Origin of the sequence: Isoptericola sp. NPDC056573 (assembly GCF_042793335.1) — a bacterium.
Classification (GTDB): Bacteria; Actinomycetota; Actinomycetes; order Actinomycetales; family Cellulomonadaceae; genus Isoptericola.
On record NZ_JBHTUY010000006.1, the window covers coordinates 110,459 to 136,879 of the forward strand.

General features: G+C 74.9%; 25 protein-coding genes. 14 read left to right on the forward strand and 11 right to left on the reverse strand.

Features of this window, described 5'->3' with window-relative positions; genetic code table 11:
* The first annotated feature begins 157 nt into the window (after positions 1-157).
* Positions 158-1,609, forward strand: coding sequence for a dicarboxylate/amino acid:cation symporter (locus ACFQ8E_RS12465; RefSeq protein ID WP_430550875.1), 1,452 nt, complete (start codon positions 158-160; stop codon positions 1,607-1,609).
* A gap of 69 nt (positions 1,610-1,678) precedes the next feature.
* Here the strand turns inward: ACFQ8E_RS12465 and ACFQ8E_RS12470 are convergent, their stop codons facing one another.
* From ACFQ8E_RS12470 to ACFQ8E_RS12500, 7 genes are all read right to left on the reverse strand, one after another.
* Positions 1,679-2,170, reverse strand: coding sequence for a hypothetical protein (locus ACFQ8E_RS12470; protein ID WP_430550876.1), 492 nt, complete (start codon positions 2,168-2,170; stop codon positions 1,679-1,681).
* Positions 2,171-2,243: 73 nt separating this feature from the next.
* Entirely contained in the window at positions 2,244-2,942 is a 699-nt protein-coding gene (locus ACFQ8E_RS12475) for a response regulator (RefSeq protein ID WP_430550877.1), read from the reverse strand.
* Positions 2,939-5,470: an ATP-binding protein gene (locus tag ACFQ8E_RS12480; RefSeq protein WP_430550878.1), complete on the reverse strand. Its 2,532-nt coding sequence runs from the start codon at positions 5,468-5,470 to the stop codon at positions 2,939-2,941. Before ACFQ8E_RS12480 ends, ACFQ8E_RS12475 begins: the two co-directional genes overlap by 4 nt.
* 2 nt (positions 5,471-5,472) lie before the next feature.
* A complete protein-coding gene (gene kdpC / locus ACFQ8E_RS12485; protein WP_430550879.1) occupies positions 5,473-6,099 on the reverse strand; it encodes a K(+)-transporting ATPase subunit C in 627 nt (208 codons plus the stop codon).
* 32 nt (positions 6,100-6,131) lie between these two features.
* Positions 6,132-8,330, reverse strand: coding sequence for a potassium-transporting ATPase subunit KdpB (gene kdpB / locus ACFQ8E_RS12490; RefSeq protein WP_430550880.1), 2,199 nt, complete (start codon positions 8,328-8,330; stop codon positions 6,132-6,134).
* A gap of 2 nt (positions 8,331-8,332) precedes the next feature.
* A complete protein-coding gene (kdpA, locus tag ACFQ8E_RS12495; RefSeq protein WP_430550881.1) occupies positions 8,333-10,006 on the reverse strand; it encodes a potassium-transporting ATPase subunit KdpA in 1,674 nt (557 codons plus the stop codon).
* Complete coding sequence (locus ACFQ8E_RS12500; RefSeq protein WP_430550882.1) at positions 10,006-10,095, reverse strand: potassium-transporting ATPase subunit F; 90 nt, start codon at positions 10,093-10,095, stop codon at positions 10,006-10,008. Before ACFQ8E_RS12500 ends, kdpA begins: the two co-directional genes overlap by 1 nt.
* 305 nt (positions 10,096-10,400) lie before the next feature.
* On the opposite strand from ACFQ8E_RS12500, the gene ACFQ8E_RS12505 reads away from it, so the two are divergent.
* On the forward strand, positions 10,401-11,144 hold the full coding sequence (locus ACFQ8E_RS12505; protein ID WP_430550883.1) for a class I SAM-dependent methyltransferase: 744 nt from the start codon (positions 10,401-10,403) through the stop codon (positions 11,142-11,144).
* A 52-nt stretch (positions 11,145-11,196) separates the two neighbouring features.
* Here the strand turns inward: ACFQ8E_RS12505 and ACFQ8E_RS12510 are convergent, their stop codons facing one another.
* A complete protein-coding gene (locus ACFQ8E_RS12510; RefSeq protein WP_430550884.1) occupies positions 11,197-11,733 on the reverse strand; it encodes a DUF4822 domain-containing protein in 537 nt (178 codons plus the stop codon).
* A 171-nt stretch (positions 11,734-11,904) separates the two neighbouring features.
* Between ACFQ8E_RS12510 and ACFQ8E_RS12515 the strand changes: the two genes are divergently transcribed.
* Positions 11,905-12,639 (forward strand): hypothetical protein, encoded by a 735-nt coding sequence (locus ACFQ8E_RS12515; protein ID WP_430550885.1) that lies wholly within the window; start codon positions 11,905-11,907, stop codon positions 12,637-12,639.
* A gap of 19 nt (positions 12,640-12,658) precedes the next feature.
* Here ACFQ8E_RS12515 and ACFQ8E_RS12520 read toward each other — a convergent pair whose 3' ends face one another.
* Together ACFQ8E_RS12520 and ACFQ8E_RS12525 are read right to left on the reverse strand one after the other, a co-directional pair.
* Complete coding sequence (locus ACFQ8E_RS12520; protein ID WP_430550886.1) at positions 12,659-14,371, reverse strand: carboxyltransferase domain-containing protein; 1,713 nt, start codon at positions 14,369-14,371, stop codon at positions 12,659-12,661.
* The gene (locus tag ACFQ8E_RS12525) at positions 14,372-15,148 is read right to left on the reverse strand and encodes a LamB/YcsF family protein (RefSeq protein WP_430550887.1); all 777 of its coding nucleotides are present in this window, start codon (positions 15,146-15,148) and stop codon (positions 14,372-14,374) included.
* Between the two features lie 233 nt (positions 15,149-15,381).
* Between ACFQ8E_RS12525 and ACFQ8E_RS12530 the strand changes: the two genes are divergently transcribed.
* The 5 genes from ACFQ8E_RS12530 (at position 15,382) to ACFQ8E_RS12550 (ending at position 21,133) form a co-directional block, all read left to right on the forward strand.
* Complete coding sequence (locus ACFQ8E_RS12530; protein WP_430550888.1) at positions 15,382-17,550, forward strand: PASTA domain-containing protein; 2,169 nt, start codon at positions 15,382-15,384, stop codon at positions 17,548-17,550.
* Positions 17,547-18,116: an aminoacyl-tRNA deacylase gene (locus ACFQ8E_RS12535; RefSeq protein ID WP_430550889.1), complete on the forward strand. Its 570-nt coding sequence runs from the start codon at positions 17,547-17,549 to the stop codon at positions 18,114-18,116. Before ACFQ8E_RS12530 ends, ACFQ8E_RS12535 begins: the two co-directional genes overlap by 4 nt.
* Positions 18,117-18,237: 121 nt before the next feature.
* Positions 18,238-18,606, forward strand: coding sequence for an STAS domain-containing protein (locus tag ACFQ8E_RS12540; protein WP_430550890.1), 369 nt, complete (start codon positions 18,238-18,240; stop codon positions 18,604-18,606).
* A gap of 4 nt (positions 18,607-18,610) precedes the next feature.
* Positions 18,611-19,807, forward strand: coding sequence for a winged helix DNA-binding domain-containing protein (locus tag ACFQ8E_RS12545; protein WP_430550891.1), 1,197 nt, complete (start codon positions 18,611-18,613; stop codon positions 19,805-19,807).
* Between the two features lie 48 nt (positions 19,808-19,855).
* Positions 19,856-21,133 (forward strand): FAD-binding protein, encoded by a 1,278-nt coding sequence (locus ACFQ8E_RS12550; RefSeq protein WP_430550892.1) that lies wholly within the window; start codon positions 19,856-19,858, stop codon positions 21,131-21,133.
* Positions 21,134-21,146: 13 nt separating this feature from the next.
* On the opposite strand, the gene ACFQ8E_RS12555 is transcribed toward ACFQ8E_RS12550, so the two are convergent.
* Positions 21,147-21,572, reverse strand: coding sequence for a hypothetical protein (locus tag ACFQ8E_RS12555; RefSeq protein ID WP_430550893.1), 426 nt, complete (start codon positions 21,570-21,572; stop codon positions 21,147-21,149).
* 100 nt (positions 21,573-21,672) lie between these two features.
* Between ACFQ8E_RS12555 and ACFQ8E_RS12560 the strand changes: the two genes are divergently transcribed.
* The 6 genes from ACFQ8E_RS12560 to ACFQ8E_RS12585 are packed head-to-tail and all read left to right on the forward strand — an operon-like array spanning position 21,673 to position 26,401.
* On the forward strand, positions 21,673-21,975 hold the full coding sequence (locus ACFQ8E_RS12560) for an urease subunit gamma (protein WP_430550894.1): 303 nt from the start codon (positions 21,673-21,675) through the stop codon (positions 21,973-21,975).
* On the forward strand, positions 21,972-22,502 hold the full coding sequence (gene ureB / locus ACFQ8E_RS12565) for an urease subunit beta (protein ID WP_430550895.1): 531 nt from the start codon (positions 21,972-21,974) through the stop codon (positions 22,500-22,502). The genes ACFQ8E_RS12560 and ureB overlap by 4 nt, the downstream gene beginning before the upstream one ends.
* Positions 22,499-24,208, forward strand: a complete 1,710-nt coding sequence (locus ACFQ8E_RS12570; protein ID WP_430550896.1) for an urease subunit alpha — start codon at positions 22,499-22,501, stop codon at positions 24,206-24,208. Before ureB ends, ACFQ8E_RS12570 begins: the two co-directional genes overlap by 4 nt.
* On the forward strand, positions 24,209-24,904 hold the full coding sequence (locus ACFQ8E_RS12575) for an urease accessory protein UreF (protein ID WP_430550897.1): 696 nt from the start codon (positions 24,209-24,211) through the stop codon (positions 24,902-24,904).
* Complete coding sequence (gene ureG, locus ACFQ8E_RS12580; RefSeq protein WP_430550898.1) at positions 24,897-25,622, forward strand: urease accessory protein UreG; 726 nt, start codon at positions 24,897-24,899, stop codon at positions 25,620-25,622. Before ACFQ8E_RS12575 ends, ureG begins: the two co-directional genes overlap by 8 nt.
* Positions 25,619-26,401, forward strand: coding sequence for an urease accessory protein UreD (locus tag ACFQ8E_RS12585; protein ID WP_430550899.1), 783 nt, complete (start codon positions 25,619-25,621; stop codon positions 26,399-26,401). The genes ureG and ACFQ8E_RS12585 overlap by 4 nt, the downstream gene beginning before the upstream one ends.
* Positions 26,402-26,421: the final 20 nt, after the last annotated feature.

The window sequence follows — 26,421 nt, forward strand, 5'->3', positions numbered from 1 at the left end:
CCGCCGACGACGCCCCGCGACACGCACCCGCCCGAGAGTCACGGGCCCGTGGCGTGTCACCGCACCTCCGTGCATCCCCCCGATCACCCGGACGGCAGCGTGCTGCCGCCGTCCACACCCCGGCGCCCTCCGGCGCCCGAGGCGAAAGGTTCCTCCCGTGTCCTCCGCAACCAAGGTCCCCGGCGCGCAGCCGCGCGAACGCAAGGGGCTGCGCTTCCCGTCGTTCTCGGTCCAGATCCTGCTGGGCCTCGCGCTCGGCGTGCTGCTCGGCTGGCTGGCGCTGTCCCTCGGCCCGCAGGCCGACGGCGAGACGCCCAACGGCCTGACCACGACGCTCGACACCATCGGCTCGTCGTTCGTCACCCTGCTCAAGGCGATCGTGCCGCCGCTGATCTTCACGGCGATCGTCGCGTCGATCGCCAACCTGCGCACCGTCACGAACGCGGCCCGCCTGGCCGGTCAGACGCTGCTCTGGTTCGCCATCACCGCCGCGATCTCCGTGGCGATCGGCATCGGCCTGGGCCTCGTGTTCCAGCCCGGCCACAACACCACGCTGTCGGTGGCCGACGGCGCGGAGCCGTCCAGCACCGGCACCTGGATGGACTTCCTCAACGGCCTCATCCCGACCAACGTGCTCGGCCTGGGTGCCTCGACGTCGGTCGAGGCCGGCGCCGACGGCGCGCTGAGCGCCGAGACCGGCATCAGCTTCAACGTGCTGCAGATCCTCGTCGTCGCGCTGGTCATCGGCATCGCCGCGCTGAAGTCGGGCGCCAAGGCCGACCCGTTCCTCGCGTTCAACAGGTCCGCGCTCTCCATCGTGCAGAAGGTCCTGTGGTGGATCATCCGCCTGGCGCCGCTGGGCACGATGGGCCTCATCGGCAACGCCGTCGCCACCTACGGCTGGGAGTCGCTGCGCTCGCTCGCCTCGTTCTCCGTGGCGATCTACGTGGGGCTCGCCCTCGTGCTGTTCGTCGTCTACCCGGTGCTGCTCAAGGCCAACGGCCTCGGCGTCGTCGCCTGGTTCAAGGGCGCCTGGCCCGCGATCCAGCTCGCGTTCGTCTCCCGCTCGTCGGTGGGCACGATGCCCGTGACGCAGCGCGTCACCGAGCGCAACCTCGGCGTGCCGAGCGAGTACGCGTCGTTCGCCGTGCCGCTGGGCTCGACGACGAAGATGGACGGTTGCGCCTCGATCTACCCGGCGATCTCCGCGATCTTCGTGGCGCAGATCTTCGGCATCGACCTGTCGGTGACCGACTACCTGCTCATCGCGTTCGTGTCCGTGGTGGGCTCCGCCGCGACCGCCGGCCTCACCGGCGCGATGGTCATGCTGACCCTCACGCTGTCCACCCTGGGCCTGCCGCTGGCCGGCGTGGGCCTGCTGCTGGCCGTCGACCCGATCCTCGACATGGGCCGCACCGCGGTGAACGTCGCGGGGCAGACGCTGGTCCCGACCATCGTCGCCAAGCGCGAGGGCATCCTCGACCTCGAGCAGTACCGCGCCGCGTCGTCGGAGCACCTGTTCGACGAGGACGAGGCTGAGCAGGACGGGGTGCAGGACGGCGTGCAGGACGACGCCCGCGAGCCGGTCGGCGCCGGCGCGAAGGCCTGACGCCCCACAGCACGTGACGGAGGCCCGGCAGGGGACACCTGCCGGGCCTCCGTCGTGTCCCGGGACGGGCTACCGCAGGAGGTCGGCCGCCTCGACCAGCCCTGCGCACGGGATCGCGAGGACGTCACCGCGCCGCAGGTCGCGGGGCAGGCGGACGACCGGCCCGCTGCGGCCCGGGGCCGGGTGCACGGTGAACGGGCGCAGCGGCTCCGGCGACGACCGGCCGACGAGCCGTGCGTGGTCGAGCAGGGCGGCGCACCCGCCGAGGTCGGCGTCGAGCCAGGCCTGCCGCGCGTCGTCCCCGAGCCTCGGGACGGCGTCCACCACGTGCGCCAGCACGACCGTCCGCGGCGCGGCGTCGCCCCAGTAGCGGTCGACCCGCGTGACGTCCGCGCCCACCGGGACGTAGACGCGCGGGGTGGGGTAGTGCTCGGCGAGCCGGGCCAGGCTGGTGCGGTCGACGAGCACGTCGTCGCCGGTGAGCTCGGTGCCGTCGGGCCACCCCTCGAGCGCTGCGTGCCGGGGGTGGACCAGGGTGGTGAACAGCGTCGTGAGGCTCATGCCTCCGGTCTACTGCGGCTCGGGCCCGCGGGACCCGGACCTCACGGAACGCATACGGGGACGGGGCCGATCCTCACGACCGTCCGCCGTCCGGGTCGAAGCGGTACCCCATGCCCGCCTCGGTGACGAGGTAGCGCGGCGCGGCGGGGTCGGGCTCGAGCTTCTTGCGCAGCTGCGCGACGTACAGGCGGAGGTAGCCGGTGTCGGTCACGTGCTCGGACCCCCAGATCTCGGTGAGGAGGGTCTGGCGGGTGACCAGCTTGCCGGGGTTGCGCACCAGGCGCTCGAGCATCTGCCACTCGGTGGGCGTGAGGCGCACGTGCTCCGACCGCCCCTCGCGGTCGCGCGTGACGCTGTGCGCGGAGAGGTCCACGGTGACGTCGCCGAACCGCACCACGGGGTCGGAGTCCTCGTGCGCCACGCGCCGGGTGAGGGCGCGGATCCGGGCCAGGAGCTCCTCGATGGAGAACGGCTTCGTCACGTAGTCGTCCGCGCCGGCGTCGAGCGCCTCGACCTTGTCCGCCGCGCCCGTGCGCCCGGACACCACGAGGATCGGGGCGTCCGACCAGCCGCGGACGGCGTGGATGACGTCGATGCCCTCCAGCTCCGGCATGCCCAGGTCGATCATGAAGACGTCCGGCCGGTGGTCGATGGCGCGGGCGATGGCCTGCGTCCCGGTGGTCGCCGTGACGATCTCGTACCCCTGCGCGGTGAGCGTGATCCGCAGGGCGCGCAGGATCTGGGGGTCGTCGTCGGCGATGAGGATCTTCACGGGGCGCTCGCCTCCGGGTGGTCGGGCTGGTCGGGGTCCTCGGGGTGGTGCGTCGTCCCCGCGGCGGGGAGCGCGACGACCATGGTGAGGCCGCCGCCGGGGGTGTCCTCCGGGGTGAGCGTGCCGCCCATGCCCTCGACGAACCCCTTGGACAGCGCGAGGCCGAGCCCCAGGCCGGTCGTGTTGTCCGTGTCGCCGAGCCGTTGGAAGGGCACGAACACGTCCTCGCGCCGGTCGGCGGGGATGCCGGGGCCGTGGTCGACCACCCGGATCTCGACGGTGCCGGCGAACGTGCTGGTGGAGACGCGCACGCGCCGCCCGGCAGGCGAGTGCCGCAGCGCGTTGGCCAGCAGGTTCACCAGCACGCGCTGGAGCAGCACGGGGTCGGCGGCGACGCTCGGAGCCGTGAGGTCGAGGTCCAGCTCCACCTCGCCGGGGCCGACGCCGAGCTCGTCGAGCGCGGGCAGCACCACGTCGGCGGTCTCGACGGGCGCCGTGGAGACGGCGAGGACGCCCGCCTCCAGGCGGCTCACGTCGAGCAGGTCGGTGATGAGGGTGGCCAGGGCCGTCAGGCTCTCGTCGGCCGTCTCCAGCAGCTCGTCCCGGTCCGCCTCGCTCAGGGCGCCGCGGGCGGAGCGCAGCCCGCTCACGGCGGCGGCCGCGGAGCTGAGCGGGCGGCGCAGGTCGTGGCTCAGCGCGGACAGCAGGGCGCTGCGCACGCGGTCGGACTCGGCGAGCTGGTCCACCTCGCTCGCCACCTCGGCCAGGTCGCTGCGCTCCAGCGCGGCCTGGAGCTGGACCGCGATGACGTGCAGCAGGCGGCGCTCGGAGGCCGCGAGGTCGCCGCCCGACAGCTCGAGGACGGCGCGGTCGCCGACGTCGATGGTGGTGCGCGGGCCCGCCGGGTCGTCCTCGCCGTCCGCGGCCAGCACCGTGCCGCCGGCGACGAGCCGCGCCCCGGCGAGGCCGAACGCCTCCCGCGCCCGGCTCACCAGCGCCTGGACGGCGTCCTGCCCGCGCAGCACGCTGCCGGCGACCGTCGCCAGCACCTCCGACTCGGCCGCGGCCCGGTGGGCGGCGCGCGTCGTGCGGGCGGCGCGGTCCACGACGACGCTCACCAGCACGGCCGTGACGACGTACAGGACGAGCGCGACCACGTGCAGCGGCTCGCCCACGGTGATGGTGTGGATCGGCTCCACGAAGAAGTAGTCGAGCGTGATGCCGGACAGGATCGCGGCGTACACCGCGGGCCCCGCGCCGCCGACCAGCGCCACCACGACGACGAGCAGCTGGTAGGCGAGGACGTCCGAGACGATGGACTCCGCGCTGCGGAGCGTCACCAGGCCCCACGTCAGCAGCGGCCCGCCGAGGATCGCGAGCAGGAAGCCCGCCAGGCGACGCTTCGCCGACAGCGCGCCGCCCATCCGGGGCAGGCGGGCGCGCCCTCCGGCGGCGGCGTGGTTGACGATGTGGACGTCGATGTTGCCGGCCTCGCGTGTCACGGTCGCGCCGATGCCGGGCCCGCTCAGCGCCGCGGCGACCCGGCCGCGGCGGGAGACGCCGATGACGAGCTGGGTCGCGTTGACGCCGCGCGCGAACTCCACGAGCGCCGTCGGGACGTCGTCGCCCACCACCTGGTGGTAGGTGCCACCGAGCTCCTCGACCAGCATCCGCTGCCGCGCGAGCGCGCCGGGGGTCGCGCCGCGCAGCCCGTCCTGGCTCGTGACGTGGACGGCGAGCAGGTCGCCGCCGGCCGACCGCGCCGCGATCCGCGCCCCGCGCCGCAGCAGCGTCTCGCCCTCGGGGCCGCCGGTGAGCGTCACGACGACGCGCTCCCGGGCCTCCCAGGTGGAGTCGATCCCGTGCTCGGTGCGGTAGTGCTGCAGCGCCGCGTCGACCTCGTCGGCCAGCCACAGCAGCGCGAGCTCGCGCAGCGCGGTGAGGTTGCCGAGGCGGAAGTAGTTCGACAGCGCCGCGTCCACCCGCTCGGCCGGGTAGACGACGCCGGACGAGAGCCGGTCGCGCAGCGCCTGCGGGGCGAGGTCCACGACCTCGATCTGGTCGGCGGCGCGCAGCACGGCGTCGGGGATGGTCTCCTGCTGCGCCACCCCGGTGATCTTCTGGACGACGTCGTTGAGCGACTCGATGTGCTGGATGTTGACGGTCGAGAGGACGTCGATGCCGGCGTCGAGCAGGGCGTCGACGTCCTCCCACCGCTTCGCGTGCCGCAGGCCGGGGGCGTTGGTGTGCGCCAGCTCGTCGACCAGCGCGACCTCCGGCCGCCGCGCGAGGACGGCGTCGAGGTCCAGGTCGGTGAGCTCGACGCCGCGGTGCACGACCGTCGCGCGCGGCACGACGTCCAGCCCCCGCGCCATCGCGGCCGTCGCGGCGCGCCCGTGCGTCTCCACGAGCGCGACCACGACGTCCCTGCCGTCGTCGCGCAGCCGCTTGCCCTCCTCGAGCATGGCGTAGGTCTTGCCCACGCCCGGCGCCGCGCCGAGGAGGACGCGCAACCGTCCGCGAGCCATGCTCACCTCCCGAGCTCGGCCGTGCGCTCGTCGAGGGCCACGTTGAGCTCCAGCACGTCGACCACGGGCTCCCCGAGGTATCCCAGGGCGCGACCCTCAGTGTGCCTCGCCACGAGGGCCGTGACCTCCTTTGCCGGCAGGTCGCGGGCGGCGGCGACCCGCGCGACCTGGAGGTCGGCGTACTCCGGGCTGATGTGCGGGTCCAGCCCGGACCCGGACGCGGTGACGGCGTCGGCCGGGACGTCGGCCGGGTCCACGCCCTCGAGCGCGGCCACGGCCGACCGCCGTTCCTCGATCGCGGCGACCAGGTCGGGGTTCTCGGGGCCGAGGTTCGACCCGGACGACGCGGCGCCGTCCCAGCCGTCGCCCGCGGCCGAGGGCCGTGGCTGGAAGTACTGCGGCAGGGGCTCGCCGTCGGCGTCGGCGAAGCCCTGGCCGATCAGCGCGGACCCGACGACGGTGCCGTCGCCGTCGCGCACGAGCGAGCCGTCGGCCTGCGCCGGCAGCACGAGCTGCCCGACGCCGGTGATCGCCGCCGTGTAGCCGACGCCGAGCAGCAGCGTGAGGGCGATCATCGCCCGGACCGCGACCCCGAGGGTGCGGCCGGTGCTGCGGGTGGTGGCGTTCATGGGTGCCTCTTCTTCTTCCTGCTCGGTCCTGCTCAGAATCCCGGGACGAGGCGCACGACGAGGTCGATGAGCCAGATGCCGACGAACGGCGCGACGATGCCGCCGAGCCCGAAGACCAGGAGGTTGCGCCCGAGGGTCTTCGACGCGTCCATGGGCCGGTACCGCACGCCGCGCAGGGACAGCGGGATGAGCAGCACGATGACGAGCGCGTTGAACACGATGGCCGACACGACGGCGGACGACGGCGAGCTGAGGCCCATGACGTTGAGCGCCTCGAGCCCGGGGAACACGCCCATGAACATCGCGGGGATGATCGCGAAGTACTTGGCGATGTCGTTCGCGATGGAGAAGGTCGTCAGCGCACCGCGGGTGATGAGCAGCTGCTTGCCGATCCGGACCACGTCGATGAGCTTGGTGGGGTCGGAGTCGAGGTCGACCATGTTGCCGGCCTCCTTCGCGGCCGACGTGCCCGAGTTCATCGCGACGCCCACGTCGGCCTGCGCGAGCGCGGGGGCGTCGTTGGTGCCGTCCCCGGTCATCGCGACGAGGCTGCCGCCCTCCTGCTCGCGCCGGATGAGCTCCAGCTTGTCCTCGGGCGTCGCCTCGGCGAGGTAGTCGTCCACGCCGGCCTCGGCGGCGATGGCCGCGGCGGTCAGCGGGTTGTCGCCGGTGACCATCACGGTGCGGATGCCCATCGCGCGCAGCTCGGCGAAGCGGTCGGCGATGCCCTCCTTGACGACGTCCTTGAGGTGCACGACGCCGAGCACGCGCCCGGCCCCGTCCGGCGCCCGGACCGCGACGACCAGCGGCGTGCCGCCGGACCGCGCGACCCGCTCCACCGCGTCCTCCACCTCCGCGACGACCGGCGCGGAGGGAGCGCCGCCGTCGGCCAACCACGCCATGACCGCGCTGCCGGCGCCCTTGCGGATCTGCGTGCCGTCGGGCTCGTCGAGGCCGGACATCCGGGTCTGCGCGGTGAACGGCACGACCTCGCCGGGCACCGCGGTGCTCTCGTGGCCGCTGCCCACGTCCACCCCGGCCTTGACGGCGAGCGCGACGATCGACGCGCCCTCCGGGGTGGGGTCCGCGAGGGACGAGAGGGCGGCGGCGCGCACCAGGTCGCGGGCGTCGACGCCGGCCAGCGGCAGGAACTCGCTCGCCTGCCGGTTGCCGTAGGTGATGGTGCCGGTCTTGTCGAGGAGCAGGGTCGTGACGTCGCCGGCGGCCTCGACGGCGCGGCCGGACATCGCGAGCACGTTGCGCTGCACGAGGCGGTCCATCCCGGCGATGCCGATGGCGGACAGCAGCGCGCCGATCGTCGTCGGGATCAGGCACACCAGCAGTGCCACGAGCACCGCCACGCTCACGGGGCTCGCCGCGTACGACGCGATGGGGTTCAGGGTGAGCGCCACGACGACGAACACGATCGACAGCGACGCGAGCAGGATGCTCAGCGCGACCTCGTTCGGCGTCTTCTGCCGGCTGGCGCCCTCGACGAGCGCGATCATCCGGTCGACGAACGTCTCGCCGGGCTTCGAGGTGATGCGCACGACGATCCGGTCGGACAGCACCCGCGTGCCGCCGGTGACGGCGGACCGGTCGCCGCCGGACTCGCGGATCACGGGCGCGGACTCGCCGGTGATGGCGGACTCGTCCACGGACGCGATGCCGTGCACGATCTCGCCGTCGCCCGGCACCAGGTCGCCCGCGGAGACCACGACGACGTCGCCGAGGTCCAGGTCGGCCGACGACACGTCGTCGAGCGCGGCGCGCAGGGCACCCGGGTCGGCGGCGGTGTCGTACCCGGCGACGCGGTGCGCGACGGTCGCCGTCCGGGTCTGGCGGAGCGTGTCCGCCTGGGCCTTGCCGCGGCCCTCCGCGACCGACTCGGCGAGGTTCGCGAACACCACGGTGAGCCAGAGGAACAGCGCGATCACCGCGGTGAAGGAGCCGGGGACGACGGTGCCGCCCGAGGTCACGGGCCCGCCGAGGAACGGCTCGACGACGGCGAGCACGGTGGTCAGCGCGGCGCCGACCCACACCACGAACATCACGGGGTTGCGCCACATCTGGCGCGGGTCGAGCTTGCGGAACGCGCCCGGCAGGGCGGTCCGCACCTGGGCCCAGGAGAAGGCCCCGCCCGGCGTGCGGGAGGTCGTCGAGGACGAGGGATCGGGTGACGACGGGGAGTCGGTCGCGGTGGTGAGGGGAGTGGTCAGTGGGGTGGACATGGTCAGACGAGCCCTTCCGCCAGGGGACCCAGCGCGAGAACGGGGAAGTAGGTGAGCGCGGTGAGGACGACGACGACCCCGACGAGCAGCCCGACGAACAGCGGGCGGTGCGTGGGCAGCGTCCCCGCGGTGGCGGGCACCTTGTCCTGCCGGGCCAGCGACCCGGCAAGGGCGAGCACGAGCACGATCGGCACGAAGCGCCCGAGCAGGATCGCGACGCCGAGCGCCGTGTTCAGCCACGGCGTGTTCGCCGTCAGGCCGGCGAAGGCCGAGCCGTTGTTGTTGGCGGCCGAGGTGAACGCGTACAGGACCTCGGACATGCCGTGCACGCCCGGGTTCCAGATCGACGTCGAGGTGACGCTCTCGCGCAGCGGCGGGATCGCGAAGCTCAGCGCGGTGCCCGCCAGCACGAGCGTGGGCGTGACGAGGATGTAGAGGCTCGCGAGCTTGATCTCGCGGGGCCCGATCTTCTTGCCCAGGTACTCGGGCGTGCGGCCCACCAGCAGCCCCGCCACGAAGACCGCGATGACGGCCAGCACGAGCATGCCGTAGAGCCCCGACCCGACGCCGCCGGGCGCGACCTCGCCGAGCATCATGTTGAGCATCGGGACCATGCCGCCCAGCGCGGTGAACGAGTCGTGCATCGCGTTGACGGCGCCGGTCGACGTCGTCGTGCTGGTCGTCGCGAAGAGCGTGGTCCCGACGATGCCGAACCGCGCCTCCTTGCCCTCCATAGCGCCCCCGGCGAGCTGCGGGGCGGTGCCGTTGCCGGCCGACTCGAGCGCCGTCAGCGCGGCGAACGAGGCCACGAAGATCACGCCCATCGCGGCGAGGATCGCGTACCCCTGCCGGAGGTCGCCCACCATCCGCCCGAACGTGCGGGGCAGCGAGAACGGGATCGCCAGCATGAGGAGGACCTCGACGAGGTTCGTCCACGCCGTCGGGTTCTCGAACGGGTGCGCCGAGTTCGCGTTGAAGAACCCGCCGCCGTTGGTGCCGAGCAGCTTGATGGCCTCCTGGGAGGCGACCGGGCCGCCCGGGATGCTCTGGGCCCCGCCGGCGACGGTCGTCACGTCGGTGAAGCCGGCGAAGTTCTGCACGACGCCGCCGACGATCAGCACCACCGCGCCCACCACCGAGATCGGCAGCAGGATGCGCAGGCAGCCTCGGACCAGGTCCACCCAGAAGTTGCCGATCGTGCCCGTGCGGCGGTGGGCGAACCCGCGCACCAGCGCCACGGCCACGGCCATGCCGACCGCCGCGGAGACGAAGTTCTGCACCGCCAGCCCGGCGAGCTGCACGGTGTACCCCAGCGTCTGCTCGGGGGAGTACGACTGCCAGTTCGTGTTCCCCACGAACGACGCGGCCGTGTTGAACGAGAGGTCCGGGGACGGCGCCGGCAGCCCCAGCGAGTACGGCAGCCACTGCTGCGTGCGCTGGAGCGCGTAGACGATCAGCAGCCCGACGACGGAGAACGCCAGCACGCCGCGCGCGTACGCCTGCCAGGTCTGGCCGGACCGCGGGTCGACGCCCAGGACTCTGTAGAGGCCCCGCTCGACGCGCCAGTCGCGGGGGGTGGTGTACACGGTCGCCATGTAGTCCCCGAAGGACCGGTGGACGGCGGCCAGGACGAGGGCGACGGTCCCGAGCGCGAGGACCGCTCCGACCCAGCCCATCAGAACCTCTCCGGCTTCACGAGGGCCACCACGAGGTAGACCAGCGCGGCCACGCCGAGCGCCGCGGCGAGGAGCTCGACGACGATCACAGCTTCTCCACCGCCTTCGCGATCCCGGCCACCAGCGCGAACAGGGCGATCACGCCCAGCACGTAGACGACGTCAAGCACCAGCACGTCCCCACTTCGAGTTCGACGGCCGGCCTCCGGAAGGGGGTCGGGCCGGGCGCCCGTCCCGGGTGCCGACGGCGATGCAACACCTGCCGGAGGCGCCTGAGGCCCGTCCTCACGGGATCCATACGGCGCCCGGGCGCACCCTGACGGAAGCCCTACGGGCGAGGGCGCCGCCGCGGAAAAACGGGGCCGCGCGCCGGTCGGCCGTGGCAGGGTGCGCGCATGGACTCCGTCGACGACGACACCCGGGCCGCGTGGGCCATCGCCTCGCGCAAGTACACCGACGAGTACGAGGACCACCTCGAGCTGGCGCGCACGGTCGAGCTGCTGCCCGTGGAGGTCGCCGTGCTGGGGGAGATCGTCCCCGGGGCCGACGTCGTGCACCCGATGAGCGGCAACGGCCTGGACGACGTGGCCCTCGCGCGCCTCGGGGCGCGGTCGGTGCACGGGCTGGACTACAGCCCGGCGCCGGTGGCGAGCGCGCAGCGCCGGGCCGACGAGCTGGGCCTGCCCTGCCGCTACACGCGCGCGACGCTCCCCGACAGCGGGCTCGACGACGGGTGCGCGGACCTCGTCTACACCGGCAAGGGCGCGCTCATCTGGGTCGCGGACCTGCCGGCGTTCCTCGCCGAGGTGCGCCGGCTGCTGCGGCCGGGCGGGTGGTTCTTCGTGTACGAGGCCCACCCGCTGGTGCCGCTGTGGGCATGGGACGAGGACGAGGCCCGGGTGCGCCCGGACCGGGGGTACTTCGAGGCGTCGCACGTCAACGACACGTTCCCCGGCCACGGCGCGGTGGAGCGGCAGCGCACGCTCGCCGAGACCGTCATGGACTGCCTCCGCGCGGGGTTCGAGATCGAGCACCTCGAGGAGCACCCCGAGCCCTTCTGGCGCCCCGACGGCATCGACGCCGCCGCCTGGGACGGCCGCGTCCCGAACGCGTTCAGCCTGCTCGCGCGGAGGCCGTGAGCACGACGCCGCGCCCGCCCCCCTGGTGGGCAGCGGGCGCGGCGGGGGCGGTTCAGGAGGCCGCCGGCTCCTCGTGGTCGGTCGGGGTGTGGACGATGTCGTAGTAGACGTCCGCGTTCCCCTCCTCGGGGAACACCCGGTAGGTGAACTCCTCGTCGGTCAGGGTGACGATGTCGGAGTCGCGCTCGAACTGCACCTCGCCGGCGTCGTCCTTCGCGACGATGTGGCGGGTCGTGCCCTCCTCGTCGACGGTCCAGTCGCCCTGCATCTTCGGGCTGTCGTCCAGGTTGTACATCGTGAAGGTGCCGTCGGCGTCGAAGTAGGCCCAGCCCACGAAGGTGCTGACGTTCTCGTCGTCGAGGGCGACGTCCTCGCCGTCGGCGTCGGTCGCGCCGGTGGTCTCCCACGCGGTCGACGCGAGCACGTCCGACGGCGTCTGCGCCTCGTCCGCCGTCGCGGCCTCGTCCGCGGCGACGGTGCCGGAGCCCGCCGCGTCGGCCTCGCCGGTGCTGCAGGCGGTGAGGGCACCCAGCGCGATCAGCGCCGAGAGGGCGATCGTGGCGGGCTTCGTCGACTTCGTGAGCTTCATGGGAGCTGTCCTTCTCTCGTGGCCGGGGCCGTGGTGCGCGTCCCGGGAGGTCGGTGCGTCGGATCCATCGTGGTTCCGGGCGCCGGCCGCCCACATCGCCTGGCGGGCTCGACGGAGATCAGCCGAACGGATGAGGCGGGAGCGCTCCGCCGGTCTGCCAGGATGTCGCCCGTGGTGAGCCATGTGGCGCGGTACCGGGCCGGGGAGCAGGACGACGTGTGGCGCGACCTGCGGGCCCTGGGCCTCCGGGTCTTCGACGAGCCGCACCGCGAGGACGCGCTCGCCGTGGCGCGCGAGATGGCGCTGCGCGCGCGACGCAACGTCGAGGTGCTGGTGGAGCGGCTGGAGGCGGACGGGTTCGCCGCCGCCTGCAACGACGACGACGCGACGCCCCGCCCTGCGCACGTGCCCCCGGGGCCCGACGCGGAGGCCCTGGCGGCCTGGATGGAGGAGGAGCTCGCGCCGTTCCCGATGACGGTCGCGGCCTGGGTGCGGCACGTCGGCGACGTGTGGCTCGTCGGGGACCACCCGCGGTGGCCCGAGAGCGTGCTGGCCGACCCGCTCGTCGTCGAGCTGGAGCACTCCACCCATGGCGGTGGCGCGCGCGGGTACTACGCGCAGGAGTGGAGCCGGTGGCGCGCCGACCCCGACCCGGTGCAGGCCTTCCAGGTCGACTTCGCCCCCGACGCGCTCCACAAGGCGAACATCAGCGGTGACGGCCCCTACGGGATCCTGCTGCCCGGCGAGGGCGTCGACGGCCGCGTGGGGCCGGCCCTCTGGTTCGTGGACGACCTCAACACCGCCTTCGCCGCCGGCGGCTTCCCGGAGGAGCTGCGCGAGGAGGGCTACGTCGACCCGCCCGCCGGGCTCCGCGAGACGCTCGCCCGGGACCTCCTGCGGCTCTGAGGCCCGCAGCCGCGGGACCTCACCGGCGCGGGCGCGCAGGCACGAACCGCAGCAGCGCGCCCGGCGGCAGCTGGCCCAGCAGCCACAGGTGGGTCGACGCCACGGCCGCGATCACGGGGTAGCCGCCCGTGAGCGGGTGGTCGACGCCGAACAGCACCGGCAGGCCGTCCGGCGGCACCTGCAGCGCGCCCGTCACGCAGCCCTCGCTGGGCAGCTCGCGGGCCCGCGCGTCGGCCGTCCGGGTCAGGGGCGCGCCGTCCAGCCGGAGGCCCACCCGGTCCGCGCGGTCGGTCACCCGCCACTCCTGGTCGAGCAGCGTGGCGTGGTCCGCGAACCAGTCGTCGTGCGGGCCCCGCACGACGGGGAGCGTCGTGACCTCGCCCGGCGCGGGCAGCGTCGCCGGGTCCGGCGCCCCGACGTCGTCCACCGCCACCGCCGGGATCCCGTGCGCGGGCGTCCGGCCCCGCCCGACACCGACACCCGGGCCGGAGGCGCGCCCACCGCGCAGAGGCGTGCCCGGGGCGAGGGGGACGGGGCCCAGGTGGGCGAGGGTGTCGGTGGCGCGCGAGCCGAGCACGGGCCACGCGTCGATCCCGCCGCGGACGGCGACGTACGTGCGGTGACCGCGGGCGGGGGCGCCCAGCGCGAGCTCGTCGCCGTCGCGCAGGCGGAACGCCCGCGCCAGGGGTGCGCGGCGGGCGTCGTCCGGGTGGTCGCCGCGGTGCACGACGGCGCCCGCGTCCGCCCCGGCGAGCGCGACGACGACGTCGGCGCGGGCACGCAGCCGCAGCCCGCCGCCCACGGCCTCGACGGCGGACGCCCCGGCCGGGTTGCCCACCGCGCGGTTAGCGGCGCGCAGGCTGCGGGGGTCGGCCGCGCCCGACGCGGACACGCCGAGGTGCGCCAGCCCAGGGCGGCCGAGGTCCTGCACCAGCGCCAGCAGCCCCGGCGTCACGACCTCCAGCGCCGTGGCCGACGTCGGCGCGGCGGCCCCGGTTCGCGTCGGCGGTCCGGTCCGCCGCGCCGGGCCGGAGCTGCCGCCGTGGACCGGCCCGGCGCCCCGGACCGACTCGCGCACGGCGACGAACCGGACGCGGTCGCCGGGAGCCCACGGGGTGGGCGGGTCGCGGTCGGCGTCCCAGGTGACGACGTCGGTACGACCGACCAGCTGCCACCCGCCCGGGCTGGCGCGGGGGTAGACGCCCGAGTACGGGCCGGCGAGCGCCACGGAGCCGGCGGGCACCCGGGTGCGCGGCGACTCGCGCCGCGGCACGACGAGCCCGGCGTCGTCACCGGTCAGGTAGGCGAACCCCGGGGCGAAGCCGACGAACCCCACGACCCACGACGCCCCCGTGTGCCGCAGCACCACCTCCTCCGGGGCGCACCCGAGCAGCCGCGCGACGTCGGCCAGGTCCTCGCCGTCGTACACCGTGGGGATCTCGACGAGCCGCCCGCCGGCCGTCGACCCGGCCCCGTCCCCGGCCGTGCGACCGCCCGCGGACGCCCGCGCGCGCAGCTCGTCCGCGAGGCGTGCCGCGGGCAGCCGCCACGGGTCGAACGGGACCAGCAGCGTGCGCGCGCCGGGCACGGGCTGCCCGACGCCGGCGACGGGGTCGTCGCGCAGCGACGCGTCCAGCGCGAGCGCGTGCGCGAGGCCGTCCACCTCGACGAGCAGGGCGTCGTCGCGCACGGGCAGGACACGCACGGGCAGGACGCGCGCCGGCCCGCTCACTCAGGCTCCCGTCGTCGCCGGGGCGAACGGGGCGAGGGTGATGCCCGCGTCGTCGAACACCGCGCGGACCCGCCGCGCCATCGCGACCGCGCCCGGGGTGTCGCCGTGCACGCACACGGAGTCTGCGGGCACCCGCACCACGCTGCCGTCGACGGCCTCGACCACGCCCTCGGTGACGAGCCGCAGCATCCGCCGGGCCACGACGTCCGGGTCGTGCAGGACGGCGCCCGGCTCGCCGCGGGGCACCAGCGTGCCGGCGTGCGTGTAGGCGCGGTCGGCGAACGCCTCCGCGGCGGTGGGCAGGCCCGCGGCCTCGGCCGCGGCGAGGGAGAGCGTGCCCGGCAGCCCGAGCAGCACGAGGGCCGGGTCGACGGCGGCGACGGCGGCGGCGACGTCGTCCGCCACCCGCCGGTCCACGGCCGCTCGGTGGTACAGCGCGCCGTGCGGCTTCACGTAGGTGACGCGGGTGCCCTCGGCGGCGGCCAGGGCCTGCAGCGCGCCGATCTGGTAGACGACGTCGGCCCGCAGCTCGGCCGACGGGACGTCGATGTCGCGTCGTCCGAAGCCCGCGAGGTCGCGGTACCCGACGTGCGCCCCGACGGCCACGCCGCGGACGGCGGCCAGGCCGACCGTGCGCCGGATCGTGGCCGGGTCGCCGGCGTGGAAGCCGCACGCCACGTTGGCCGACGACACGACGTCGAGCATCGCCTCGTCGTCGCCCAGGGTCCAGCGGCCGAAGCCCTCGCCGAGGTCGCTGTTGAGGTCGACGGTGGTCATGCGTCCAGTCTGCCGCGCGGCACCTCCGCGGGCGGGGCCGTATCACCGCGCCGGACGGTTGCTCCGGTCATGGTGTGCGGATGAGCGGTGCGTGAACTCTTGTCGCAGGGGTGGCAGGAGCGTGGAGCGTGACGCACAGTAAAGGGACGGTCCTGTCGCCCGTGTCACACGACGACCCCGGGGTGTGACAGGATCCGAGCGCTGAGCAGTGCCGATGGGGGAGGTTCGTCGTCGTGAGGTCTCCGAAGGACACCGGACGGGGCGTGCGTGTCGGCAGGTTGCTCGCGACGGCGACGGCGACGTGCGTGCTCGCGACGGGGTTCCTCGCGGCCCCCGTGGCCGGCCTCCCGTGGAACGACGGCCGCCTCCAGACCCTCGCCGCCGACCAGCACACCCCCGACGTCGGGGCCGGCAGCCCGGTGGGCGAGGGCGTCTCCGTGGGTGTGGTCGGGACGCCGACGTCGACCGGCCCGACGACGCTCCAGGAGGTGCTGGGCGTCCTCGAGCGTGCGGAGCTCGCCAGCCAGGACGCGGGCCGGAGGGTGACGCCCGCCGTGGACCAGGCCGCCGCCGAGCTCGGCATGCTGCTCAGCACGTACCTCGCGCAGCAGGCCGCCAGGTCGTCCGACCGCCCGTTCGCGGCCGCGGACGTCGTGCCGCCCTCGCCGGTGCTCCCGGCCCCAGCCACCGAGCCGGACGCGACCGAGCCGGACGCGACCGAGCCGGAGGCGGTGGCCGTCGCACGCCAGGTCGCGATCGACCCCGCCGACGAGCCCTCCCCCCTGGCCACGGGGGAGCAGCCGGACGCCGCGCAGCCGGACGCCGAGCAGCCGGACGGGGAGCCGGCCGACGAGAGCGCGCACGACGGCGACGAGGTGACGTTCGACGACCTCGTCGTCGCCGCCACCCGCCTGGCGACGCTGCTGGACCCGGCGACCACGACGCTCGAGGCGGGCATCCTGCCGGCGGGGGCGGACGGCACGGTCGCCGCGCGCGCCACGCTGACGGCGAGCCTGCTCGAGGTCGTCGACCGCTACGGCCGGAGCACGGCGGGCTACGCCAACGGGCGCATCCCGACGTCGGCGCTGTGCCCGCTCGACTTCGCTCCCGGACACATGCTGCGCTGCGACGCCGCCGAGCAGCTCTCCGCGCTCAGCAAGGAGTACGAGAAGGAGTTCGGGGTGCCCATCCCGATGACCGACTCGTACCGCTCGCTGGAGCTCCAGATCCGCGTCAAGGCCACCAAGGGCTGGCTCGCGGCGACGCCGGGCACGTCGAACCACGGCTGGGGCCTCGCCGTCGACCTGGGCTACCCGATCTCCACCTTCACGTCCGCCGAGCACGCGTGGATGCGCGTGCACGCCCCGGACTACGGCTGGGACAACCCGTCGTGGGCGCGCCTCACGGGCTCGAAGCCCGAGCCGTGGCACTTCGAGTTCTTCGCCGCCGGCCCCGTGCCCGACCGGGCGTGGGAGTCCGACGACGTCGCGACCGGCGGCGGCCCGTCCCCCGCCGAGCGCGCGGACAAGGGCGCCGCGTCCGGCAAGGGCTCGAAGGCAGGGACCACGGGCGGCTCGAAGGACGCCAAGGACACGTCCAAGGACAGGTCCAAGGACAAGGACAAGGCTGCCGACGAGCCAGGGAAGTCGTCCGGCACCGACCCGAAGGGCTCGGGCAAGGACAAGGGGTCCGACGACGGTGCGGGCTCCGGCAAGGGCGACGGCGGGTCGGGCTCCGGGTCGGAGACGCCCGCGAAGGTGAGCGTGCCGAACCTCGCCGGCGAGACGCTCGCCACGGCCGAGAAGAAGCTCAAGGCGCTCGGGCTCAAGGTGACGACGAAGGAGAAGCCGGACCCGAAGGCGCCCGAGGGCACGGTCGTCGAGACGCGGGGCGCGGGCACGAAGGTGTCGAAGGGCTCGACCGTCACTCTCGTGGTCTCGAGCGGCCCGCCGGCACCGGCCACGGTGAAGGTCCCGAACGTCACCGGGTGGACCGTCGCCGACGCGCGGGCGAAGCTCAAGGGCCTCGGGTTCGTGGTGGCCCTGGACCCGGCGGACGGCGTCGAGGACGGCGACCTGGTGGTCGCCACGAAGGGAGCGGGCAGCGCGGTGCCGAAGGGCTCGACCGTCGTCCTGTCCTGGGGCGACGCGGAGTCCGTCCCGGACGTCGCCGGGAAGTCGGTCGCCGACGCGCGGGCGGAGCTCGAGGCGCTCGGGTTCGACGTGAGCACCGACCCCGTGGAGGGTGTCGGGGACGACGACGTGGTCGCGAAGACCGTGGGCGCGGGGACGGTGGCGCTGACGGGCTCGACCGTCACGCTCGTGGTCACCGTCGACGGCTCCTCGAAGGACCCGGACGCCGAGGACACCGAGGAGTCCGCGGACGCGACGGACGCCGGGTGACGGTCGGGGGGCCCGCCGAGCCGCCCACCGAGACCCCCGGAGAGCGGCGGACGCGCGAGGCGCTGGAGGCGTCGGGGATCGCGTTCGACATCGTCCGGCACGGCCCGGTGCGCTCGCTCGCGGAGGCTGCGGCCGCGCGCGGCGTCACGCCGGCGCAGGTGGTGAAGACGATCGTCGTGCGCCGCGGGGACGGCGACTTCCTGTTCGTGCTGGTGCCGGGCGACCGCACCATCGCGTGGCCGCGGCTGCGGTCGCTGCTCGGGGTGTCGCGGCTGTCGATGCCGGACAAGGAGGTGGCGCGCGACGTCACCGGGTACGAGCGCGGCACCATCACGCCGTTCGGCTCGCTCACGGCCTGGCCGGTGGTCGCGGACTCGCGCATCCCGGAGGCGGGGCCGGTGTCGGTCGGGGGCGGTGGGCACGGGGTCTCCGCGACGGTCGACGGCGGTGAGCTGGTGCACGTCCTCGACGCCCGGGTCGCGGACGTCACCGACCTGGACGACCCTGGACCGGCGGGCCCCGCCCGCGCGGCGCCGGCCGGACCGGCGTCGACCCGCCAGGATTGAAAGGATGCTGGACGAATCCGCCTGACGGGGGAACACTCGACGCGGGCCGTTCGCTGTACAGAGAGGACGCAGACGGCGTCCCCAGGCCGCACGGCCCCACGCACGGGAGCATCACGACCACATGGACATCGACAGCAGCAGCGATCCGGGCCCGAGCTCGGGGATCGCGTCCCGTACCACCGACCAGGCGACGGTCCTCACCCTGTGGGGCGAGGTCGACGCGGCGCTGCGCGAGGCGGCGAGCGACGCCATGGCGGCGCTGGCGGCGCGGGGCAGCGCGCACCCCATCGTGCTGGACACCCGGGACGTCACGTTCATCGACTCGTCCGGGGTCGCGTTCATCCTGCAGGTGTACATGCTGGGCCAGGAGACCGGCACGTCCGTGAGCCTGTACCAACCGTCCGAGGCGGTCGCGGAGGTGCTGGACATGGTCGGCATGGGCGGCCGCATCCCCCTCGCGGAGGCGGCGCCCGCCGGCCGGGCCGGCTGAGCGGGTGGCCGCCCAGGTCGACAGCGGCGTCGACGAGAGCACCGTCCGGGCCGCGCGCCTCGCCGCCACCGGTTTGCGCGAGCAGCGCCTGCCCGACGCGCCCGCCGTCGTGGACGCGCTCCTCGCGGTGCAGGGGCAGGAGCTGCAGCCCGCGTTGTGGGGCCTCTCGCGGCGGGTGACGCCGTCCGCGCGCCCCGGCCGCGCCGCCCTCAACGCGGCGCTCGCCGACGGCGAGCTGCTGCGCACCCACCTGCTGCGCCCCACCTGGCACCTGGTGCGGCCGCGCGACGCGCGGTGGCTGCTGGAGCTCAGCGCGCCGCGCGTCGAGAGGCTGATGGCGTCGACCGAGCGGTCGTGGGACCTCGGCGACCTGGGCCCGGGCACGGACGCGGTCGCCGCCGCGGTCGCGGACGGGCCGCGCACGCGCGCGCAGATCAAGGCCGAGCTGGTCGCCCGTGGCGTGCTCGACCCCGACGCGCCCGGCCTCGCGTTCACCCAGATGCTCATGCACGCGGAGCTGCAGCGCCTCGTGATCAGCGGGCCGCCGCCCGTCGGCAAGGAGCTGCAGCACCAGTCGTACGCGACCTTCGACGACCGCGTGCCCGCCGGCTACGGCCCGCTGGGCGAGCGGTTCGACGCCGAGGCGGCCGTCGTCGAGCTGTGGCGCCGCTACCTGCCCGGCCGCGGCTTCGCGACCCTCAACGACCTGCGGCTGTGGGCCGACGTCACCGTCCGCGACCTCGCGCCGGCGCTCGCGGCGCTGACGGACGCGGGGGAGGTGGTCCAGGTGGCGGGCACGGGCGACCTCGACGGCCTGACCCTCGTCGCGACGGCCGCCACCGCCGCCCGATGGGCCGGCGGGGCGCCCCCGGCCGACCAGGGGGCCGACCCGGGGGCCGACCCGGGGGCCGACCGGGCGGCCGAGGACGGTCCGGTCGCCGACCTGCTGCAGGCCTACGACGAGCTGCTGATGTCGTACCGCGAGACCCGGCACGTCGTGCTCGACCCGGCCCTGCCGCCGCAGGACCGCGCCGGGGCGTACGTGCACTCGGCGGCGGTGGACGGCGTCGTCGCCGGGCGCTGGCGCTGGCCGGCGGGCGTCGGGCAGCGCGTCGACGTGCAGTGGCTGCGCGACCCGGCCCCGGCCGAGCGGGCCGCGCTGGACGCCGCCGTCGCGGACCTCGACGCGTACCTGGACTGAACCTGGACCGGGCCGCCGCGCGCGCCGTCCGGATGGCAGGGTGGTGCCGTGCATCTCAACTGGGCCGGCAACCTCACGTACTCCGCACGCACCGTCGTGCGCCCCGCGTCGCTGGAGGAGCTCGCCGACGTGCTCACCGCCGGCGGACCGGTGCGCGCGCTGGGGTCGCGCCACTCGTTCAACGACGTCGCCGACACGGACGGCGTGCACGTCCAGGTGGACGGTCTCGACGACGGCCGCCCCGCGGTGGAGCCGCTGACCGGTGACGACGGGGCCGAGGGCGACGTCGTGTCCGTGAACGCGGGCCTGCGCTACGGCGAGGTGTCCCGCGCCCTGCACGCCACCGGACGCGCGCTGGGGAACCTGGCGTCCCTGCCGCACATCTCGGTGGCGGGTGCGGTCGCCACGGCCACGCACGGCTCCGGCGACACGAACCAGAGCCTCGCGAGCGCGGTCGAGGGCCTGGAGATCATGACGCCGGGCGGCGAGCTGCGGCGCATCACGCGCGCGAGCGACCCCGACGTCTTCCCCGGCACGGTCGTGTCGCTCGGGGCGCTGGGCGTCGTGACGCGCGTCGAGCTGCGGACGGTCCCGGCGTACCTGGTGCGGCAGGACGTCGCGGCGGAGGTCCCGTGGGACACGTTCGTCGCGAGCTTCGACGCGATCACGTCCGCCGCGTACTCGGTGAGCGCCTTCACCAGCTGGGACGAGCCGGCCGTCCGCCACGTGTGGTTCAAGTCCGTGGCCCGCGCCGACCGGCCCGAGGTGCGCGGGCTCGCCCCCGACTTCCTGCGCTGGTCGGACGTGCCGGTGCACCCGCTGCCGGGCGTGGACCCGTCGGCGTGCACCGAGCAGCTCGGCGTGGACGGGCCGTGGCACGAGCGGCTGAGCCACTTCCGGCTGGAGTTCACCCCGTCGGCCGGCGACGAGGTGCAGTCCGAGTACCTGCTGCCGCGCCGCAACGCGGCCGCCGCGATCGAGGCGATGCGCCGCCTCGGCCCGACGGTGGCGCCGCTGCTGCAGACCAGCGAGATCCGCACCGTCGCCGCCGACGACCTGTGGCTCAGCCCGTTCGACGAGCCCTCGGTGGGCTTCCACTTCACGTGGCTGCCGCGCGAGGACGAGGTGCGGGCCGTGCTGCCCGCCGTCGAGCAGGCGCTGGTGCCGCTGGGGGCCCGGCCGCACTGGGGCAAGGTCAGCACGCTCGACGCGCCGACGACGACGGCGATGTTCCCCCGGTTCGACGACTTCCGGCGCCTCGCCGCGCGGTTCGACCCCGAGGGCCGCCTGCACGGCGGGCTGGTGGGCCGCCTGCTCGCGTCCTGACCTGCCCGGCAGGTCAGTCGTCGTCGCGGTTCTCGCGGACCTTCTCCACGCCCTCCTTGAGGAGGAAGAGCGGCAGGACGAAGGCCGCGAGCATGCCCGCCAGCCACACGATGACCGGGCCGATGATCCAGCCGGCGACGCCGCCGACGTCGAGCCCGTCGGTGAAGACCACCGCCACGATGAGGGCGACGAACGTCGAGAGCAGGCCGACGCCGCCGACGAGCGCGGGGGCGTTGTTCCGGGCTGCCTTGGTGAGGAACGGGGAGATGATCGCCTGCGCCACGGCGAAGATGACGATGGCGAGGATGAAGCCGAGCGGCTCCGACCAGTTGATGGAGAACGTCTGCAGGTCGAAGGCGGCGAAGATCCCTGCGGCGACGAGCACCCCTACCGTCGCCGCCAGCAGAAACACGGCCGTGCGGAGCAGGAACCTGATCATCTTCGGAGCATATGGAGACGCTGGCCACACGGCACCTCGGGGGTTTGCCGGGGGGTATACCGAACGTGTAAGAGAGGAGAGAACTCCAGAGAGGTGATTGATGCAGCTGTTGCCGTCCGACACGGAAAAGCTCCTGCTGAGCGTCGCGGGCATGGTGGCCCGTGACCGCCGAGAGCGAGGGGTCCTCCTCAACCATCCGGAGGCCGTGTCGTTGTTGTCCTGCTGGGTGATCGAGCGCGCGCGGGAGGGCGCACGGGTCGCCGACCTGATGAACGACGGCCGCACCGTGCTCGGCCGCCACGAGGTGATGGACGGGATCCCGGAGATGATCCCCAACCTCCAGGTCGAGGCCACCTTCCCCGACGGGCGCAAGCTCGTGACGATCACGGAGCCGATCCAGTGATCCCCGGCGAGATCCGCACCCGCCCCGAGCCGCTCGAGCTGAACGCGGGCCGCGAGCGCCAGAGCGTCGTGATCCTCAACGGCGGCGACCGCCCCGTCCAGATCGGCTCCCACCTGCACCTGCCCGACGCGAACCCGGCGCTGCGCTTCGACCGTGAGGCCACCCGCGGGTTCCGCCTCGACGTGCCCGCGGGCACGTCGGTCCGGCTGGAGCCGGGCGTGAGCCGCACGGTGCACCTCGTCGCCCTCGGTGGTCGGCGCTTCGTGCCCGGCCTGCAGATCCGCGACCTGTCGCGCGAGCCGGAGTCCGTCGAGCGCGAGCCGCGACCGGTGGTGCCGTTCGGCACGCCCGGCGTGGACGTCCCGGAGCCGCAGAACGCGTCGGCCACGCCGATGCGCGTGGGCGAGGTCGAGGCGCACGACGGCGACCCGGCCGACGTCGAGCCCACCGATCCTGAGTCCAGCCCTCCCACCCACCCGACCAACGGCCCGACGAACGGCCCGACGACCACGGAGGAGGACCGGTGACCCAGATCGACCGGCGCGCGTACGCGCAGCTGTACGGCCCGACGACGGGCGACCAGGTGCGCCTCGCGGACACGGACCTGTGGATCGAGGTCGAGCAGGACCTCACCGCGGGCGGCGACGAGCCGACGTTCGGCGGCGGCAAGACCATCCGCGAGTCCATGGGCCAGGGCGTCACGCTGCGCTCCGAGGGCGCGCCGGACCTGGTGATCACCAACGTCCTGATCCTCGACCACTGGGGCATCGTGCGGGCCGACGTCGGCGTGCGCGACGGCCGCATCGTGGCGATCGGCAAGGCCGGCAACCCCGACGTCATGGACGGCGTGCACCCCGACCTGCGGATCGGGCCGAGCACGGACGTGATCGCGGGCGAGGGCAAGATCCTCACCGCCGGCGCCGTCGACACGCACGTGCACTTCCTCAGCGAGATCGAGATGCGCGAGGCGCTCGTCACCGGCACGACGACGGTGGTGGGCGGCGGCACCGGCCCGACCGAGGGGTCCAAGGCCACCACGGTGACGCCGGGCGCCCGGTCGCTCGCGATGATGCACCGCGCCCTGGACGACCTGCCGCTCAACGTGCTGCTGTTCGGCAAGGGCAGCACCGTCTCGCAGGACGCGCTGGCCGAGGAGGCCCTCGCGGGCGCCGGCGGCTACAAGGTGCACGAGGACTGGGGAGCCACCCCGGCGGCCATCGACGCGGCGCTGCGCGCGGCGGACGAGTTCGGGCTCCAGGTGGCCCTGCATGCCGACAGCCTCAACGAGACCGGGTACGTGCAGCACACGCTTGAGGCGATCGGCGGGCGCGGCATCCACGTCTTCCACGCCGAGGGCGCGGGCGGCGGGCACGCGCCCGACATCATCGTCACGGCGGGGGAGCGCAACATCCTGCCGGCGTCGACCAACCCGACGCTCCCGTTCACCGTGAACACGGTGGACGAGCACCTCGACATGCTGCTGGTGGTGCACCACCTCAACCCGCGCGTGCCGGAGGACCTCGCCTTCGCCGAGTCGCGGATCCGCGCGTCGACGATGGCTGCCGAGGACGTCCTGCAGGACATGGGCGCCCTGTCGATCACGTCGACGGACGCGCAGGCCATGGGCCGCATCGGCGAGCTGATCTGCCGCACCTGGCAGGTGGCGCACGTGATGAAGAACCGGTTCGGCACGCTCGGCTCCAGCCTGCCGGCGGACAACGAGCGAGCCCGCCGGTACGTCGCGAAATACACGATCTGCCCGGCCGTGGCGCACGGCATCGACCACGAGGTCGGCTCCGTCGAGGCGGGCAAGCTGGCCGACCTGGTGCTGTGGGACCCGGCGTTCTTCGGCATCCGCCCGGCCGCCGTCATCAAGGGCGGCGCGATCGTGGCGGCCCCTCTCGGCGACCCGAACGGGGCGGTGCCCGCCCCGCAGCCGGTGTTCATGCGCCCGGCGCTCGCCGCCCAGGCGTCGTCGGCGCCGGGCCTGGCGGTGACGTTCGTGGCGCAGGCGGCGCTGGACGACGGGCTGGAGGAGCGGCTGGGGCTGCGGCGCCGGCTGGAGGCGATCCGGCCCACCCGCGACGTCACCAAGCTCGACATGCCGAACAACACGGCGCTGCCGCGCATCGACGTCGACCCGGAGACGTTCGCCATCAGCATCGACGGGGAGCCCGTGCGGGCCCAGCCCGTGGACGTGGTGCCGCTGGCCCAGCGGTACTCGATGTTCTAGATGGCGACCGCCGCCGCCCCCGCCGGGGCGGCCGGCCTCGGCGCGCTGCTGCTCGCCGACGGCCGGCTCCCGGTGGGCGGCCTCGTGTACTCGGCGGGCCTCGAGCCCGGTCTCGCGGATGGCATGCCGCAGGCCGACGTGCCCCGCTACCTGCGCGCCCGGCTGCGCACGGTCGGGCTCGTGGACGCCGCCGCGGCGGTGCTCGCGCACCGTGCCGCGACGTCGGACGCCGGGTTCGGGCTCGACGACGTCCAGGAGGCGCTCGCGGCCCGCACGCCGAGCGCGCCCCTGCGCGACGTGCAGGGCGTGCTCGGCCGCGGCCTCGCGCGCCTCGGCGAGCGGCTCCGTCCGGACCACCCGGCCACCGTCGCGCTGCGCGCGCTGGGCCGGGCGCCGCTGCGGCCCGTCGCGCTCGGGTGCGTGGCCGCCGCACTCGGCGTCGACGCGGAGGCGACCGCACGGGCGAGCCTCTACGACGACGCGCAGGCCGTGGCGTCCGCGGCGCTCAAGCTCGAGCCCGGCGACCCGGCGGACGCGGCGGCCTGGGTGCTCGCCGCCGAGCCGGATGTCGCCGCCCTGGTGCGCGCCGCCGTCGCCGTCCCGCACCCCGACGACCTTCCCGCGACCACCGCCCCCCAGGCGGAGGGCTGGTCGCTCACCCATCAGCACAGAACCAGGAGAATCTTCGTTGCCTGAGAACCACACCCCCACCCACGACCACGCCGCACCCGCCCGGGCGCTGCGCCTCGGCGTCGCCGGCCCGGTCGGCGTCGGCAAGTCCACGATCCTCGCCACGCTGTGCCGCGAGCTCGCGGACGAGCTGAGCATGGCCGTCGTCACCAACGACATCTACACGGACGAGGACGCGCGCTACCTGCGGTCCGCCGGCGTGCTGCCGGTCGAGCGGATCCACGCCGTCGAGACCGGCGCGTGCCCGCACACCGCCATCCGCGACGACGTCACGCCCAACCTGCTGGCGGTCGAGGACCTCGAGGAGCGGTTCGCGCCGCTCGACCTCGTCGTCGTGGAGAGCGGCGGCGACAACCTCACCGCGACCTTCAGCCCGGCGCTGGTGGACGCGCAGATCTTCGTGCTCGACGTCGCGGGCGGCGGCGACGTGGCCCGAAAGGGCGGCCCCGGCATCGAGCGCGCGGACCTGCTGGTCGTCAACAAGACCGACCTCGCCCCGTACGTCGGCGTGGACGCGGAGCAGATGGTCGCGGACGCGACGTCGGCCCGCGACGGCCGCCCGGTGCTCGCGCTGAGCCAGCGCGACCCGGAGTCCGTGACGCGCCTGGGCGACTGGGCGCGCGAGGTGCTGCGCAGCTTCCGCGCGGGTCGGCACGTGGCGCAGGACCCGGGCCCGATGGCGCCCCACACCCACGCCGACGGCACCACGCACGCGCACGCGTGACCGCGTCGACCGGCACCGACCGCGGCACGGCGCGTGATGCGGCGGAAGGCTCGACGGGCACGGCGCGGGTCACCGTCGAGCTCGTGGACGGGCGCGCCCGCCTCGTCGAGCTCGTCGGCAGCGTGCACCTGCGCCCGCGGCCGGTGCTGGTCGACGGCCCGCTCGCGCGCGTGGCGCTGGTCGGCACGTTCGCCCTGCTGCTCGCGGGCGACGACGTGCGGGTCGAGCTGCGCGTGGGCGCGGGCGTCGTGCTCGAGCTCATCGAGCCGTCCGGCGTCGTCGCGTACGACGTGCGCGGCGGCGACGGCGCGTCCTGGGCCGTGCACGCGACGGTCGGCGAGGGCGGCGCGCTCGTGTGGAAGGGCGCGCCGTTCGTCGTGACAGCGGGGGCCGACGTCGAGCGCGGCACCGCCGTCGAGCTCGCCGCCGGCGCCCGGGCGCTGATCAGCGAGACGCTGGTGCTCGGCCGCGCGGACGAGCCCGGCGGAGGCCCGCTGCGGTCCCGGTTCCGGGCGCGGCTGGACGGCCGACCGCTGCTGGTCGAGGACCTCGACCTGCGCGACCCGTGGCTCGCCGCGTCGCCCGGCGTCGTCGGCGCGCACCGCGTCGTCGCCTCCGTCATGCTGCTCGGCACGCGGCCGGACGCCGCCGACGGGGAGGGCGAGACGCTCCTCGCCGGCCCGGGCGCGCTGGGGCGCGTGCTGGCGCCGCACGCGCACGAGGCGGACGCCGTCGTCGACGCGACGTGGGCGCGGTGGCGCCTGCTCGTCGCGGCCTGACACCGGGTACGACGCGACCT

Excerpts from the sequence above, each read along its gene's own strand:
- ACFQ8E_RS12540 (WP_430550890.1), top strand. The coding sequence starts at position 18,238 with ATGGACATCGACAGCAGCAGCGATCCGGGCCCGAGCTCGGGGATCGCG.
- ACFQ8E_RS12505 (WP_430550883.1), top strand. The coding sequence starts at position 10,401 with ATGGACTCCGTCGACGACGACACCCGGGCCGCGTGGGCCATCGCCTCG.
- ACFQ8E_RS12470 (WP_430550876.1), bottom strand. The coding sequence starts at position 2,170 with ATGAGCCTCACGACGCTGTTCACCACCCTGGTCCACCCCCGGCACGCA.
- kdpC (WP_430550879.1), bottom strand. The coding sequence starts at position 6,099 with ATGAACGCCACCACCCGCAGCACCGGCCGCACCCTCGGGGTCGCGGTC.
- ACFQ8E_RS12480 (WP_430550878.1), bottom strand. The coding sequence starts at position 5,470 with ATGGCTCGCGGACGGTTGCGCGTCCTCCTCGGCGCGGCGCCGGGCGTG.
- ACFQ8E_RS12525 (WP_430550887.1), bottom strand. The coding sequence starts at position 15,148 with ATGACCACCGTCGACCTCAACAGCGACCTCGGCGAGGGCTTCGGCCGC.
- ACFQ8E_RS12555 (WP_430550893.1), bottom strand. The coding sequence starts at position 21,572 with ATGATCAGGTTCCTGCTCCGCACGGCCGTGTTTCTGCTGGCGGCGACG.
- kdpA (WP_430550881.1), bottom strand. The coding sequence starts at position 10,006 with ATGGGCTGGGTCGGAGCGGTCCTCGCGCTCGGGACCGTCGCCCTCGTC.
- ACFQ8E_RS12560 (WP_430550894.1), top strand. The coding sequence starts at position 21,673 with ATGCAGCTGTTGCCGTCCGACACGGAAAAGCTCCTGCTGAGCGTCGCG.
- ACFQ8E_RS12510 (WP_430550884.1), bottom strand. The coding sequence starts at position 11,733 with ATGAAGCTCACGAAGTCGACGAAGCCCGCCACGATCGCCCTCTCGGCG.
- ACFQ8E_RS12575 (WP_430550897.1), top strand. The coding sequence starts at position 24,209 with ATGGCGACCGCCGCCGCCCCCGCCGGGGCGGCCGGCCTCGGCGCGCTG.
- kdpB (WP_430550880.1), bottom strand. The coding sequence starts at position 8,330 with ATGTCCACCCCACTGACCACTCCCCTCACCACCGCGACCGACTCCCCG.